10 protein-coding genes are annotated in these 13,719 nt (G+C 55.7%); 1 reads left to right on the top strand and 9 read right to left on the bottom strand.

From position 1 onward, the window contains the following. Positions 1 to 122 precede the first annotated feature (122 nt). The 3 genes from ACZ495_RS03080 to ACZ495_RS03090 form a co-directional block, all read right to left on the bottom strand. Positions 123 to 893, bottom strand: a complete 771-nt coding sequence (locus tag ACZ495_RS03080) for a DUF4198 domain-containing protein (RefSeq protein ID WP_012625096.1) — start codon at positions 891 to 893, stop codon at positions 123 to 125. Positions 894 to 1,216: 323 nt separating this feature from the next. Then, entirely contained in the window at positions 1,217 to 1,672 is a 456-nt protein-coding gene (locus ACZ495_RS03085) for a hypothetical protein (RefSeq protein ID WP_012625095.1), read from the bottom strand. A gap of 263 nt (positions 1,673 to 1,935) precedes the next feature. Then, complete coding sequence (locus ACZ495_RS03090) at positions 1,936 to 3,228, bottom strand: O-acetylhomoserine aminocarboxypropyltransferase/cysteine synthase family protein (protein ID WP_012625094.1); 1,293 nt, start codon at positions 3,226 to 3,228, stop codon at positions 1,936 to 1,938. Between the two features lie 351 nt (positions 3,229 to 3,579). Here ACZ495_RS03090 and ACZ495_RS03095 point away from each other — a divergent pair, with 351 nt between their 5' ends. Next, positions 3,580 to 4,857, top strand: coding sequence for a competence/damage-inducible protein A (locus ACZ495_RS03095; RefSeq protein WP_012625092.1), 1,278 nt, complete (start codon positions 3,580 to 3,582; stop codon positions 4,855 to 4,857). Between the two features lie 170 nt (positions 4,858 to 5,027). On the opposite strand, the gene ACZ495_RS03100 is transcribed toward ACZ495_RS03095, so the two are convergent. The 6 genes from ACZ495_RS03100 to ACZ495_RS03125 form a co-directional block, all read right to left on the bottom strand. Then, positions 5,028 to 5,351, bottom strand: a complete 324-nt coding sequence (locus tag ACZ495_RS03100) for a P-II family nitrogen regulator (protein WP_012625091.1) — start codon at positions 5,349 to 5,351, stop codon at positions 5,028 to 5,030. 60 nt (positions 5,352 to 5,411) lie between these two features. Beyond that, positions 5,412 to 6,755: a sodium:proton antiporter gene (locus ACZ495_RS03105; protein WP_464262577.1), complete on the bottom strand. Its 1,344-nt coding sequence runs from the start codon at positions 6,753 to 6,755 to the stop codon at positions 5,412 to 5,414. 508 nt (positions 6,756 to 7,263) lie between these two features. Then, on the bottom strand, positions 7,264 to 10,866 hold the full coding sequence (locus tag ACZ495_RS03110; protein WP_464262578.1) for a beta strand repeat-containing protein: 3,603 nt from the start codon (positions 10,864 to 10,866) through the stop codon (positions 7,264 to 7,266). Between the two features lie 900 nt (positions 10,867 to 11,766). Continuing rightward, positions 11,767 to 12,444 carry an energy transducer TonB gene (locus tag ACZ495_RS03115; RefSeq protein ID WP_012625087.1) on the bottom strand — a complete coding sequence of 226 codons (678 nt, stop codon included), beginning with the start codon at positions 12,442 to 12,444 and terminating at the stop codon, positions 11,767 to 11,769. Next, on the bottom strand, positions 12,441 to 12,917 hold the full coding sequence (locus tag ACZ495_RS03120) for an ExbD/TolR family protein (RefSeq protein WP_012625086.1): 477 nt from the start codon (positions 12,915 to 12,917) through the stop codon (positions 12,441 to 12,443). The genes ACZ495_RS03115 and ACZ495_RS03120 overlap by 4 nt, the downstream gene beginning before the upstream one ends. Before the next feature lie 2 nt (positions 12,918 to 12,919). Beyond that, positions 12,920 to 13,609 (bottom strand): MotA/TolQ/ExbB proton channel family protein, encoded by a 690-nt coding sequence (locus tag ACZ495_RS03125; RefSeq protein ID WP_012625085.1) that lies wholly within the window; start codon positions 13,607 to 13,609, stop codon positions 12,920 to 12,922. Between the last annotated feature and the right edge of the window lie 110 nt (positions 13,610 to 13,719).

Raw genomic sequence — 13,719 nt, forward strand, 5'->3', positions numbered from 1 at the left:
TCATACCTTGTCCTTTTTCCGGCCGCAAGGGGCAAGAAAAAAAGAAGGCGGAACCGGGCTGCACAGCATAACGCTGTGTAATCGTCCCGCGTGAATGTCAGGCATGCTGACGCGGGAATATTTTATTTGGTGCGAGGGGCGGCAAAGTTGACCCACAACACTGCGCCAAGTTCCACGGATTTGCCTTCACCCTTGTAATCCATTTTTTCGTCAGCCGTATTCAGGGCGGCAAATCCCCACCAACCGGCCCAGGGTACACCATAGGCAAACACGCCGTTCTGGTCTGCCTTGACTACCTGGGTTACATAGAATTCGTTGGGCGCCACATGCCCCTTGCCCTTGTTATAGCTTTCAATCTCTACTTCGGCGCCGGGAACGGGCTTTCCATCAAGCAGTACCTGCCCCTGAAAGACATTGCCCGTATAGTTGGCAAAGGGGCGGGTAAGCGGAACAATTTCAGTCTTGAGGCCCAGCGGTTCCGTCCAGCCTTCTTCTTCGCCAAAGGCAGCAACCACAGTTTTGGTATAGTGAATTATATAACAGTCTTCAGCGGGTTCAAAATAGGGCTGCGGCTCCAGGGCAAACTGGTAGACGCCGGGTTTTTTGATGGCAAAGGCGGCTGTCCATGCCTTGGTGCCCATAAAGGTTGCGGGCTTGAGCAGCCCCTTTATGTCTTCAGTATTGCCGTTATGTGTAACAGTGAAAGCCCTGGGCTCTTCCATGGGCATTCCCTGAAGTTCCATGGGGTGGGCAAAGGCAATGTCCAGCTTGACCGTGGCTTCTTTTTTGTCGGTTACCGTTGGTGTGGACGGAATGACCATGCCGAAGTGGGCCTGAGCCTGAGTTCCCCAAAAAAGAACAAGAGCCACGCAAGTACAGCAGATTCTCCACATAACGCTCTCCTGGCGTTGAGATTTCCGGCGGTGCCGGGGTGTCGGCGATATGCCGCCTGACAAGCAGTTACACAAAAATAAAAAATGTAGCAATAATGTTGATCTGGTGAGCAGATATCCCGCGGATAGAGAGTACTTGCAAAAAAACAGCTCCAGTTGCCGCTTTTCAGTCCACAGGGTTTGCCGGTGCCGTGAGGAGGGAAGGAAAGAGCATAAACTGCTGTTGTTAATCTGCTGGTATTGCAGAAAATATTTTTTCAGAAAAACATACAACGGCCGCGCTCATGTGAGCGCGGCCGTTGTATGTCAAACAGGGCTGATTGCTACTTGGGCAGCAGCGCCGGAAATTCCGGACTTTTAACATGCTTTTTCACAAAGGCGGCGGCAGCTTTGCGGTCTCCGGCCATGACCGTGATCATGAACACGTCTCCATGCGAGGCCACCCAGGCCTGGCTGGTAATGTCCTGCTGGGCAAAGGTAAAGGTGTACTGGCCGTTTTTTTCTACTGGCGGTTTGGGTGCCTTGAACTGTTTGGCAAACATATCCGCGATGGTCTTGGTGTCGGCACCGCTGTTGGGGCCAACGACAAACGTCACCGAGGCATTGCCCGCAGAATTGGCAAAGATGGCACTGGTGGTTCCCTGATTTTCCGTGGGAGGCATGATCACCTTCCAGCCTTCGGGAATATTAACGGTAAAGTATTTGGTATTCAGCTCTTCCGCCAGGGCAGGCATGGCCAGAAGCATGACGAACACAAAGGCCACAAGCTTTTTCAACATGAACGTTCTCCTCAGAGGGTGCGGCAGTACGGCTGGCGGTTCCTGAGCGCTTGTGGGCAAACCGTTTTTGCCCTGCGCGGACATGGCTGACGCCGACCCGTACAAGTTTATGCAATAGCCTCTAAAAAGACAATGTGTTTCAGGGGTGAGAACGCAAACAGCGCAGTGTACATATGGCAGGGCAGAAACGCCATGCCCGGCGGCGTCACGCGGGGCAGACAAAGGTCTTCTGCACTGCGTCCTTCACCGCCGGACGATGGGGATTACAGGGCAGCCAGGGCCTGGTCCAGATCGGCAAGAATATCGTCAATATGCTCGATGCCGATGGACAGGCGCACGGTATTGGGCCGTATGCCTGTGCTTGCCAGTTCCTGTTCCGTCATTTGTGAATGCGTGGTGGACGCGGGATGTATGACCAGCGACTTTGCGTCCGCCACGTTGGCCAGCAGCGAGAATATGCGCAGCCTGTCGATAAAGGCCCTGGCTTCTGCTGCGCCGCCTTTGATTTCTATGGTAAAGATGCTGCCTCCGCCGTGCGGAAAGTAGCGTTTGTACAGAGCATGACTTGGGCTTTGGGGCAGGCTCGGATGATTGACGGCTTCGACCTTGGGATGCTTATGCAGATGGCGCACCACGGCCAGAGCGTTTTGCACGTGGCGTTCCACACGCAGAGACAGGGTTTCAAGCCCCTGAAGGATGAGAAAGGCGTGCAGGGGGGCCATAGCTGCGCCCAGATCGCGCAGCAGAATGGCCCGCGCCCGCACTATATAGGCCGCCGCCCCGACGGCCTTTGTGAAGCTCAGCCCGTGATAGCTCGGGTCCGGCTCACTCAGGTGGGAAAACTTTCCGGCAGAGGCCCAGTCAAAGTGGCCGCCATCCACAATAATTCCGCCCAGAGCTGCGCCATGACCGCCCATAAACTTGGTCGCCGAGTGAACAACGATATCCGCGCCGTGCTCAATGGGACGCATGAGCCATGGCGTGGCAAAGGTATTGTCCACTACCAGCGGGATGGAGTGGTGATGGGCAAGGTTTGCCAGAGCCTTCATATCCACGATATTGCTGTGGGGGTTGCCCATGCTCTCCACAAAGATCGCACGTGTGCGGGGGGTTATGGCTGGCTCGAAAAAGTCTGTCTGCCCCGGGTCCACAAAGGTGGTTTCAATGCCCGAGTCCTTGAAGGTATGGGCAAGCAGGTTGTAGGTTCCGCCATAGAGGGTTTTTGCCGCCACAATATGGTCTCCGGCCCGGGCCAGGTTTTGCAGGGCATAGCTCACAGCCGCCGCGCCGCTGGCCGTTGCCAGGGCGGCCACACCGCCTTCAAGGGCCGCCACGCGCTGCTCCAGGGCGTCTTGCGTGGGATTGGTCAGCCGGCTGTATATGTTGCCGGGGTCGGTCAGGTTGAAGCGCGCCTCGGCATGGGCACAGTCGTTGAACACATATGATGTGGTCTGATAGATGGGTACTGCCCGTGCGCCGCTGGCCGAATCCGGTTTTTCCTGGCCTGCATGTACCTGCAGCGTTTCAAAACGCAGGCTGTTTTTATTGTCAGTCATGATCTGTCCCCTTGGCGGCCGGCATTGTTTTTTTCGGTATTCAACAGGTCCCAGCTATTTCTTATCAATATGGTATGAAATAGGTTGGCGGAAACAGTGGCTTTTGTCAATACCGCTGCGCTCACAGCTACGGGGGGCGACAGTTGTGCCACTGACTGCGGCTCCTGTGCAATGCGGCAACGATACGACCTTGCCGATGGCTGAGGCAAAGCAGATGCCGGACGGAGAACGCCCCGCACAGCCGGCATGCGAGCCGGCGCATACGTACAGTCTTGCAGGGTGGACAGGCGCGAGCTACGATCTTCACCTGCCTTGAGGGGCGGATACGTCGTGAGTTTATAAGGAGGCCGCATGAGGGCGGAAATTATTTCAGTAGGTACGGAACTTCTGCTGGGGCACACTATCAATACGGATGCGGCTCATGTGGGCAGGGCGCTTTCGGCTCTGGGTATGGATCTTTTGCAGGTTCATACTGTGGGGGATAACGCCGGACGGCTTGAGGCGGCTCTGCGCGAGGCCCTGAACTGTGCGGATGTGGTCATCACCACAGGCGGGCTGGGACCCACTGATGACGATATGACCAAGGAAACTGTCGCCAGGGTTCTGGGCGCGCCCCTGGAAGAACACAAGGACAGTCTGCGGCGCTTGCGCGAATATTTTGGTTCTCGCCCCATTGCGGCAAATCAGCTCAAGCAGGCGTGGTTGCCGCGCGGTTCAACGGCTTTTCCCAACAGGGCGGGGACTGCCCCCGGCTGCGCTGTGCCGGGAAAGCCGGGGCAGTGGGTGATTTTACTGCCCGGACCGCCCTCCGAGTTGCTGCCCATGCTCGAAGATAGTGTGATGCCTTTTTTGCAGCGCATGGGGGGCGCGGTCATCGCCTCATTTATGGTGCGCACGTTTGGCATTGGCGAAGGTTCTGCGGCTTTGCGCATAGCCGATCTGACGGAAGGGGCCAACCCTACGGTAGCCCCTTACGCCAGTGATGCGGAAATGTTCGTGCGGGTAACGGCAAAGGCCGAAAATGCTGAAGCTGCCGAGGCCCTGGCAAAGCCGGTTGTGGATGCTGTGCGCGGCCGTCTGGGCGACGTGGTTTATGGCGTTAATGTGTCCGGCCTCGAAGCCGTGGTGGTTGAGCAACTGCGTCAACACCGGCGAAGTCTCGCTATCGCGGAATCCTGCACGGGCGGCCTGCTGGCGAAGCGCATAACGGATCAGCCGGGCGCTTCGGAAGTCTTTGGCTATGGCCTGATCACCTATGCCAATGAAGCAAAGACACGCCTTCTGGGTGTGCCGGAAGAGCAGCTTGCCTGCTATGGGGCCGTGAGTCCGCAGGTCGCCCGCAGTATGGCTGTGGGCGTGCGTGAGCGTTACGGGGCGGATTATGGTCTGGGCATTACCGGAGTGGCAGGTCCCGGCGGTGGCACGGAAGAAAAGCCCGTAGGGCTTGTGTATGTGGCGTTGAGTTGCAGTAATGCGGTATGGCTGCGTGTGCTGCGGCCCCAGGGGCGTTACCTTGGGCGGGAGTGGACCCGGCGGCTGGCTTCCAGTCATGCGCTGGACATGCTGCGAAGGCATATGGCGGGTCTGCCTGTGGAGGCCGGATGGGCGGACGGGCTGCCGCAGGACTGAGTTTTTCGGCGGCCTGAATGGCAGCGGAAAATAAAAGCGGGGCTGCAGGTCGCCGCACCTTGAGGCGGGTGCAGGGCTGTTTGTTTTTTATTTCGCAACCGTGCGTTTTTCTCCTGCGCATCCTTAGGCACAGGTTTGCAACGCACGGTTGCGAAAGGCACAGACGGAGTTTATCCGTCCTGCTGCTCGAACACGCCCACAATGTTTGTGATTGGCAAAATAAAGGCAATGCCGTTGCCGGGTTTGACAAGGGCTGCGGAGTGCGAAATGGCAAGCAGCACCTGACGGCTGATATCAGCAGGAACGGCGTTCAGAATAATATCTTTTTCCGGCTCCACAGGTATGCCGAACAGCGCGGCGACCTTGAGTCCCGCGCCGCGCCCCTTGAGCACGGTGGCGCCCCGCGCCCCGGCTTCTTGCGAAGCTTCAATGATGGTGCTGCTCCAGCCTTTGTTCACAATGGTTACAACCAGTTCGTAGCCGTCTTTTATCATGATCCCGTCCTTATTTTGCAAACTTGAAGTACTGATTGGCGGACTGTGTGCCGGATCGCCCTATCTGAGCCAGATAAGGCTGAAAATGGCAAGCAGAGGAAGCAGCATGACAAGAATAATGCCTGTATAGGCAAAGAAGCTGGGCATGCGCACGCCAAGATTTTCCGCCAGTGAGCGCACCATAAGGTTGGGCGCGTTGGAGATATAGGTGTTTGCCCCCATGAAGACTGTGCCGCAGGTGATGGCAAGCAGGGTCTGGGCCAGTTCATTCATGAGAACCTGGGGATCGCCTCCGGCAATATTAAAGAAGACAAGAAAGGTTGGCGCATTGTCCAAAAAAGTGGAAAGCACCCCTGTAAGCCAGAAGTACACCATGTTGTCCGGTTTGCCGTCTGTGTTGAGGATATCGATAATAAAGCCCATATCGCCGTCTTTGCCCGCTTTGAGAATGGCAATGATGGGGATAAGGCAGATAAAGATGCCGAGAAAAAGTTTGACCACCTCGCGCATGGGGTCCCACGTAAAGGCATTACGTTCCCGAATGGCGAAGTTTGTCAGGCGGCCGGAAAGAATGATGATCATCAGCAAAAGCAGATCGCGTGCGACATTTTGCAGTTCCATATACACCTCACCGAAAAGGGGAATATGGATGCCCGGCTTCCAGTTGCCGCTCAAAAGCACGGCTCCGGCGATGCAGGCAAGCAACGGCAGGTTGACCTGCCAGCCTTCAAGGCTGAGCTTTACGTCTGCACCTCTGTGCTCGTCCAGAAGTTGGTGATCTTCTTTTTTATAAAGGTATGCATCGAGAAAATAGTGGACCAGCAGCAGCGAAATGGTCAGAAAAACCATGGGGCCGAACAGGTGTGTCGTGGTCCAGAAAAAATCCACGCCCGCCAGAAAGCCGAGAAAGATGGGGGGGTCACCCAGAGGAGTGAGGGAGCCGCCCACGTTGGCCGCAAGTACTATGAAAAAAATGACCGAATGCACACGGTAACGGCGGTACATGTTGGCGCGAAGCAGAGGGCGGATGAAAAGCATTGACGCCCCGGTGGTGCCCACCCAGCTGGCAAGCGCTGTAGCCACAAAAATAATACCTGTATTGACGAGCGGTGTGCCCGCAAGGTTGCCCCGAAGATGGATACCGCCGGTAACCGTAAACAGTGCGATCAAAAGAATGACAAAGGGCAGATAGGTGTTGAATACGGTTCCGAGCAGTTCCTGAAGTGTAGCCCGAGGCCCAAAATGAATCAGCAGCGCCACCAGAAAAAGCGCGCTCCAGAAGGCGGTTACCTTACCGTAATGGGCTTCCCAGAAATGGGGATTGACGAGGGGCCACAAGGCAATGGAAAGTAAAAGTCCGGCGAAGGGCAAAGCCCATATGAGGGAAAGCTGTGTTCCGTCCAAAAGCGTATCCGCGCAAAAGCCATGAGCGGGAAAGCCAAAAATCAAAAAAAAGCAAGCAGCGAGTAAAACAAGAAATCGGGGTATGGGCACTACCTGAGCTCCTTGGGTGGAAGGCCAATATAAATCAGATCAGTTGCGGCCCTGGCCTTGCGCGAAGCTGTCGGTGGCGCAGTACGCCAGAAGAGCCGGCAATAGGGGGCGCAGGCCAAGTCAGGGCAACTGTTAACGGTAGCATGCACACAGGCCGTGGTCAAAACTGAAGTACAGCATAACGTCAGAAAAGCCATAGGGCAAACATCTTTCGGCACCTCCGTGCCAGCCGGAAAACACACCGGTGATTACCCCAAAGGCCGGCCGGTTGGGTGAACAGGCTTTGCGGCAGTGGCGTATACTTTGTGAACATGCATCGCCAGGCAGGACGTTGGTTGTCGGGAATACCCCGCAAGACGCTAAAGGCTACCGAAAAAAGCCGAACCCGGGTTGTCCCGGGTCCGGCTGACGTAGTTGCTTAACCGTTTTCTATGGTCCGTGCCGCAGTTTCAATGATAGCCATTTCAGATTCGTGCTCGGTGCCGGCGCCGACAGATGGGCCGGGAGGCGTGTCTTCCAGGGAAGAATCCTGCCACGAGCCGTCCATAACGCTGTTCCATACACTGGATGAGCCTGATGGCCCCATATCAGGCATGCCGCCATTTTTTTGCAGGCTTGCCATATTGGTCAGGTCCAGCGCGGCATCATCGCTTTCGGCCGCGGACTTGCCCGCATGAAATGCGTCCGGAGCATGTTCTGTATCAATACCTGCTACATGCTCCCCCTGGTCAGGGGCAAAGAGCGTGTCTGTGGTTCTGGCATGGTCATCGTTCTGGTCTTCATCCTGCTGCGTATCGGACTGCCAGTCATCCTGCAGGGCAAAAGCCAACGGGCTGATGTCGGCACCATCGGGTTGTTGCAGGCCCACTTCAATGGGGGGTTGTACGCTGTTCACATAGGAGAAAAAGGAATCAAGGCCTGGCCTGAGTTCGCTCAGGTCGTCAATGCCGGTGAAAAGGATGCTTTCCACACCTTTGAGTATGGACGGATTCAGGCCGTTGAGCCAGTCAGCGTAGCGGTCAAGAAATTCGCTGAGACTGGACGCTTCGAGAATGAGGGTATCTGCCCCCGCGCCGCCGTCCACCTGCAAGGCTCCGGCGCCGCTGATGGCGCCGTTGATAATGATGGTGTCATCGCCGGCGCCGGTGGTAATCTGGTTCTGTCCGTTGCCGCTTTTGAATATATCGCCGTTGAGGCGGATGGTGTCGCCTTCGCCTCCGGCGGTGCTGTGCCCGATAATACTGTTTTTGCCATAGGTTGCGTGCATGGCGTAGTCCGCATTGATCTCAAGGTCAAGCGCCTGGCCGCTGCCGGACTGTATGGTGTTTCCATAGTACGAGGTGCTGTGCATGCCGTAAGAGTTCCCACTGGAACTTTCGGCATTGAGGCGCACTTCAGAAGCGGCCAGCGTTCCATTTTCCATAACAATGGCGGAGAGGTCGCCCTTGATGGTCATGCTGACGCTCTGGGCGGTAAGGCTGGCCGGACCATAAATGCCGTACGCCGCACCCGCAGTGGAGGTCACGCTGACGTCCACGTGATCGCCTGCCGTCAGGTTGAGCGTTCCCGAGGTGCTGTACAGACCGGCCGCGAGGTCCTTGCTGGTAACAAGAATGTCGGCATTGTCAGTCACGTTGATGACGTTGCTGCCGCCGGAGCTTTCTATGCCTGTAGCCCGGCTGTTGGCCAAAACACCGGTACTGGTGACGTCTACACGCAGTGTGTCGGTATTGATGGTGTTCTGCCCGTTGCCGCGCGTATAGATGCCACTGGTATTGCCGCCTCCCTGTACATGCACGTCAGTATGTCCGGAAACATCAATATTATTGATGCCGCCCCTGCGCCCATCATATGTCGCGGCAATGCCCGTGGTGCTGGCATAGCCATCGGAGTTGGAGCCTTTGACCAGGCTCACATCCACATTCAGCCCGCCTGCATCAATGACGTTTTTACCGTAACCGCTGGAGGCGATTCCGTGGGCGTAGTAGGAGTCATTGGTGGCGCTTGCCTTGATATCCAGCGTACCTTCTTTGGCGGATATGGTGGTGATACCGTCGCTCTTGTTGTCGTAACCCGATGTGGTAATGCCGTAAACGCCACTTGCGGAAGCATCGATATCAAGCTTGATATCGCCGTGGTTGGACGTGATGTTGTTACGCCCGCCGTGGGTGAAGCCGATTTCAATACCTGTAGCGCCGTACGTTACACCACTGCCTTTTTCGGAATGCACCTTGATGTTGATATCCTTTTCCGCTTCCACGTTGGCTGTGCCGCGTGACCATGTATTGATGCCCGACGTCTGATAGGTTCCCTTGTCAACATTGATGTTGATGTCTCCACCGCTTTTGACGGTGGTGGTGCCGCTCAGGGTCATGATGGCTGCGCTGGACTGGCTGGCATTGGTAAGCCGTAGGTTTACCTCATCATCGGCATTGATGTTGATTGTACCGTCAGTCCAGTTTTTCACTGTTCTGCCATTGGTAGCGGTGATATTCACTGTGCCGCCGCTGATATTGGCTGTTCCCTTGGAATCGACCGATACGCCGTCATAGTAACCGGCGATGTCTACCTTGCCGCCGTGAACGTCAATAAGGGATTCTTTCCCTTCAGCTTTCAGGGCCGTTGAGGCGTTATTAATGGTCACATTGCCATTGTCTCCGGCATCCAGGATGTTTTTTCCGCCGCTGCTGGAGTCTATTCCACTGGTGCCCCTGACAGTTATGTCTGCTCCAGTGATACGGTTTTCTCCACCGTTGCTGGCTTTGAGACCGTAAGAGGAAATGTCCACCTTGCCGGTCCCCATATCAATATCGTTGCCGCTGCCCTGGGCAGTGGCAAGAATGCCACCGTTGCTTGTGAGCACCCCGTCTGTGGACGTGATGTGCGTGATCTTTCCGGCCTCATTTGCCTGCGCTCCGTTGTACAGCTTGATTGTATTGTAATCATTAGCCATATGGGCCGGGTCGGCAGAGCCGCTGGCATGTATGGAACTGCCGCCCTGAAGCGTGTCGGCCAGGATGATTTCATCATTTTTATCTGAGGAGATGATGGAGTATTGCCCGTTTGTGCCCCTGCCGTAGTGAAATTCGCCAATGCTGTCCAAACCGGCTTCGTTGCCGTGCTTGGCAGTGTGGGCGGCGGAGTCGAACTCCGGGTCGACCGTAGCCACAAATTCCACATTATAATCAAATGTATTGCCGGAATGCCGATCCGTTACGGAAATGCGGATGATATTGACAAGGTCTTCGCCGTTCAGGCCAAGACGTTGCATTTCTGCCACGCCTTCAGGGGTAAGACGAAACTCCAGCCTTCCTGTGTAGCTGTCCAGAGAGATGTTAACCCAGTTTTGCGACCAACCTTCGGGTAAGGTGGCGCTGATTCCATACTGCGCCCAGGGGGCTGAACCTGAAAAATCCATGCTGCCTGGCGGGATGGCGAAAGGAGAATTTCCGTTTTCAGAAAAAAAGATATTGGCGCCTACAGCGGCTCCGGTGTTGCCGGGGGTGTAGAGTACCGCACGAACAAAGGGGGCGTACGGCGGTGGTGGCGGTGGCGGCGGTGCGATGTCGCCATCACCGCCGCCCGCAAGGGGGGCAGAATCAAACGCCACGAAAGCTGTGGGTGCTTCAGTGCCGGAAACGCTCATATCCAGACCGTCCAGATGATCGACTCCGGAAGCCAGGTCGCTGTCGGCATTTTCGTTATAGCGGGCGCTGCGTTGCGATGCGGCGTCAGGGCCGGCGGCAGGGATCAGATCCGGGCCAAAAGCGTTGAAAAAGTCCGCTCCCGACACAAGTTGCCCATCGACCTCAAACTGGGGAATATCCTGCTGCCCGAACGTGGTATAAAAGTTTTCAATGACAACATCTGCGCCGTCATCAAAACGGAAAACAAGATTGTCATTGCTGCGCTCAAGGGTGCTCTGGGTTGCGATGAAATCCAGAACGATGGTGGCGCCGGTTTCTGCAGGTATGGAAATGTGGCCGCCGGTGGCCGGGCGGCTTAAAACAGTATTTGCCATTGGGGATCTCCTTTCTGGCTGCGGATCAGACGCTTTTAAAAGCGTGCAGTATATGGCAGCAAGCTCAAGGGAACAGAAATAAAAGTAGGGTGGAGCTATGAAAAGCTGACGCGAAAGGGGCCAGTAACTGGCAGGTTCACGCCGTTGCCGGGCAGGGCCTGACAACAATGGGCTGTGTGAGGAAATCCGAAAAGATCTCCGCCGGGAGGTATGCAGTAAGATTATCTGCGGCTTCCGGCAATGCGCTGCTGCATTTTTGTGGCAACGGGAGGGGCAAGACTTGCTGTTTGCCGGGCAGTCAATGCTTTTGGCAGATCACGCAAGCCTGTTGAGGCGTTGAAGCGGATACGCTTTTAGGATGGGGCAATATGGAAGCCTGACGGAGTAGGCCAGGCGATGACGGCCGGACAGGATAAAGCGTGTCGGACATACATCATGCCGATATGCAACTACGCGAATGATCAACGATAAAAGACAGCATGTCGGCAAATAAGCTGAATGGGGGAAGCCGGATGCGCTTCCCGCTAAGAGGTCAATTCTGCGGATACCGCAGAATAAATACCGCTTTCTTGATTAATTTATGTACAGAGATTTATTTTGTCAAATTAATTTGTTTTTATCAAAAATATATTTTTCGGCAAAGGACAACATAGCGAAGTGGTCAGAAGAAGGGCGGAGAATTTTACCCTTTGATATAGCTGTCGAAACAGCATGAAAAAGCGACACAAAAAAATTGCGGATGCACCAAACGCTTGGGGCGGCCTGTTTACGGGCCTCCAGCTCGTCCGGCCTTGCTGGCAGTCGTGTAAAAAGGAAAGCCCGCGATTGCGGGCTTTCGCGGACAGATGTTTTTTGTGGGGATCATGCGGATTTTGTGTAACTGTTCATGAGCGAAGGTCCCTACCGCAGGCTGAACGCAAAGGGAATCACTACCAGAGTGTTTACCGGTTGCCCTTTGAGTTTGCCGGGCGCAAAGCGCATCCTTTGGGCTGCCTTGAGCGCAGCCTCTTCAAAATAGCCATCCGGTGTTGCGCTGATAATTTCGCAGTTACGGGGCTGGCCGGAGGAATCCACCACAAGACGCACCTTGACGGAACCCTGGACATTCATGCGTCGGGCTTTGATGGGGTATTCGGGAACAACACGCCGGGTAATACTCGGGCGTTGGTCCAGCGAGTCGCTCTCATACGCACTGAAACCACCCACGGTGCGGGGTTGCGGCCCGGCGGGCGCAGGAGGTGTCAGTGCCTCCGGCCGTGGAGGGGCCGCCTGCTCTTTGGGCAGGGGGACATTGTTCTTTTTGGGGCTGATTTTTTTAACATCCGGTTTTGGCTCCACAGGCTTTTGAGGCTGAACTTCCTGCTTTTTTGGTGCTGGAGGCGGAGGCGGCGCGGGCGGTTCAGCTGCCGCCTGTGGTGGTGGCAGGCTGGGGGTCGGGGCAAATTCGGCAAGCGCTACACGGTACACTCTTTCCGTGGTATTGGGCGTTTCCCTAGCCAGAAACAACAAACCGCCCAGCAGCAAAGAGTGCATACCCAGGGAAAAAAACAGGGTTGTGCCACGAGCGGCTACCTTCATGGCAGATTGCCCTCTTTCTTTTGCGAAGCTGCGGGTACATCCGCCGTATTGCCGCCTGTGCTGTCGTCGAAATCGGGGACGGATGTGGTCACAAGCCCCACATCGCTGATGCCCGCTCCACGTACACGGTCCATAACATGCATGACCATGCCGTAGGGCACGTCCTTGTCGGCACGCACAAAAAGCTGCCGCCCGGCGTTTTTTACGCGCACACCGAGCACGTCGGGCAGGTCGGCCATACCTGTTTCATAATCGTCAAGAAATAGCGCTCCATTGGACTTGATGGTCAGGATGATATGGTCGTCCTCTGTGGGCAGAACTTCTGAAGTTTCCACCTTGGGCAGGGCCACATCAATTCCTTCTGTCATCATGGGGGCCGTGACCATAAAAATGATCAGCAATACCAGCATGACGTCCACAAATGGGGTTACGTTGATGTCGGCAACAAAATCGTCATCAGCGGATGAGGCCATACTCAGCGCTCCCCGGCAAAGTTGATGCCTTTGCTGTATTCCGGCGCTTCATGTTGCAGGCGGTTGAGCAGCTGACCGGCGTAGTTGATGCACACGCCTTCAATATATACCAGCTTTGCCCTGAACACGTTGTAGCCGCACACGGCGGGAATAGCCACAAACAGGCCCACTGCCGTGGCAATAAGCGCTTCAGCTATGCCGGGGGCCACTGTTGCCAGCGACACGCTCTTCATCTGGGCAATGGCAGTAAAGGAATGCATGATTCCCCACACTGTGCCGAACAGGCCGATGAACGGGGCCGTATTGGCGGCGGTGGCGAGCAGGGCCAGAGAGGACTTGAGCCGTGCGACTTCTTCGGCAATGGCGAAATGCAGGGCACGGCGCACGTTGTCATTAAGCAGGCGCTCGGTATCTCCCGTGCGGGTGAGGCGGTTGTACTCGCGCACAGCGCGGCGGGTGATGCCGTACAGGGGCGACTGGCGGTCAGCCTCCATTACAGGCAGGGCCTGGCACAACTCTCCGGCATCGTCAAAGGCCACAAGCCCTCTTTGGGTACGGCGCTGGGCAGAGCGCAAGGTCAACCACTTTCCGCACATGTACGCCCAACTGGACACAGACATAAACAACAGCAGTACCAGCACACATTTGGAAATGAGCGTAGCCTGCAGCACAGCCTCAATCATGGAATTCATCCGGCCTCTCTCCATATGAATATGAAATTGAAATTCAAAGTGCTGTATATACATAGTCAGTCCGCAGCATCATGTCAATATAAGATATAGGTTATGAAAAACAGCATGAT

The organism is Desulfovibrio sp. GTC20076 (genome assembly GCF_055385905.1).

Excerpts from the sequence above, each read along its gene's own strand:
- ACZ495_RS03120 (WP_012625086.1), bottom strand. The coding sequence starts at position 12,917 with ATGGCCTCATCCGCTGATGACGATTTTGTTGCCGACATCAACGTAACC.
- ACZ495_RS03110 (WP_464262578.1), bottom strand. The coding sequence starts at position 10,866 with ATGGCAAATACTGTTTTAAGCCGCCCGGCCACCGGCGGCCACATTTCC.
- ACZ495_RS03100 (WP_012625091.1), bottom strand. The coding sequence starts at position 5,351 with ATGATAAAAGACGGCTACGAACTGGTTGTAACCATTGTGAACAAAGGC.
- ACZ495_RS03125 (WP_012625085.1), bottom strand. The coding sequence starts at position 13,609 with ATGAATTCCATGATTGAGGCTGTGCTGCAGGCTACGCTCATTTCCAAA.
- ACZ495_RS03095 (WP_012625092.1), top strand. The coding sequence starts at position 3,580 with ATGAGGGCGGAAATTATTTCAGTAGGTACGGAACTTCTGCTGGGGCAC.
- ACZ495_RS03115 (WP_012625087.1), bottom strand. The coding sequence starts at position 12,444 with ATGAAGGTAGCCGCTCGTGGCACAACCCTGTTTTTTTCCCTGGGTATG.
- ACZ495_RS03090 (WP_012625094.1), bottom strand. The coding sequence starts at position 3,228 with ATGACTGACAATAAAAACAGCCTGCGTTTTGAAACGCTGCAGGTACAT.
- ACZ495_RS03085 (WP_012625095.1), bottom strand. The coding sequence starts at position 1,672 with ATGTTGAAAAAGCTTGTGGCCTTTGTGTTCGTCATGCTTCTGGCCATG.
- ACZ495_RS03080 (WP_012625096.1), bottom strand. The coding sequence starts at position 893 with ATGTGGAGAATCTGCTGTACTTGCGTGGCTCTTGTTCTTTTTTGGGGA.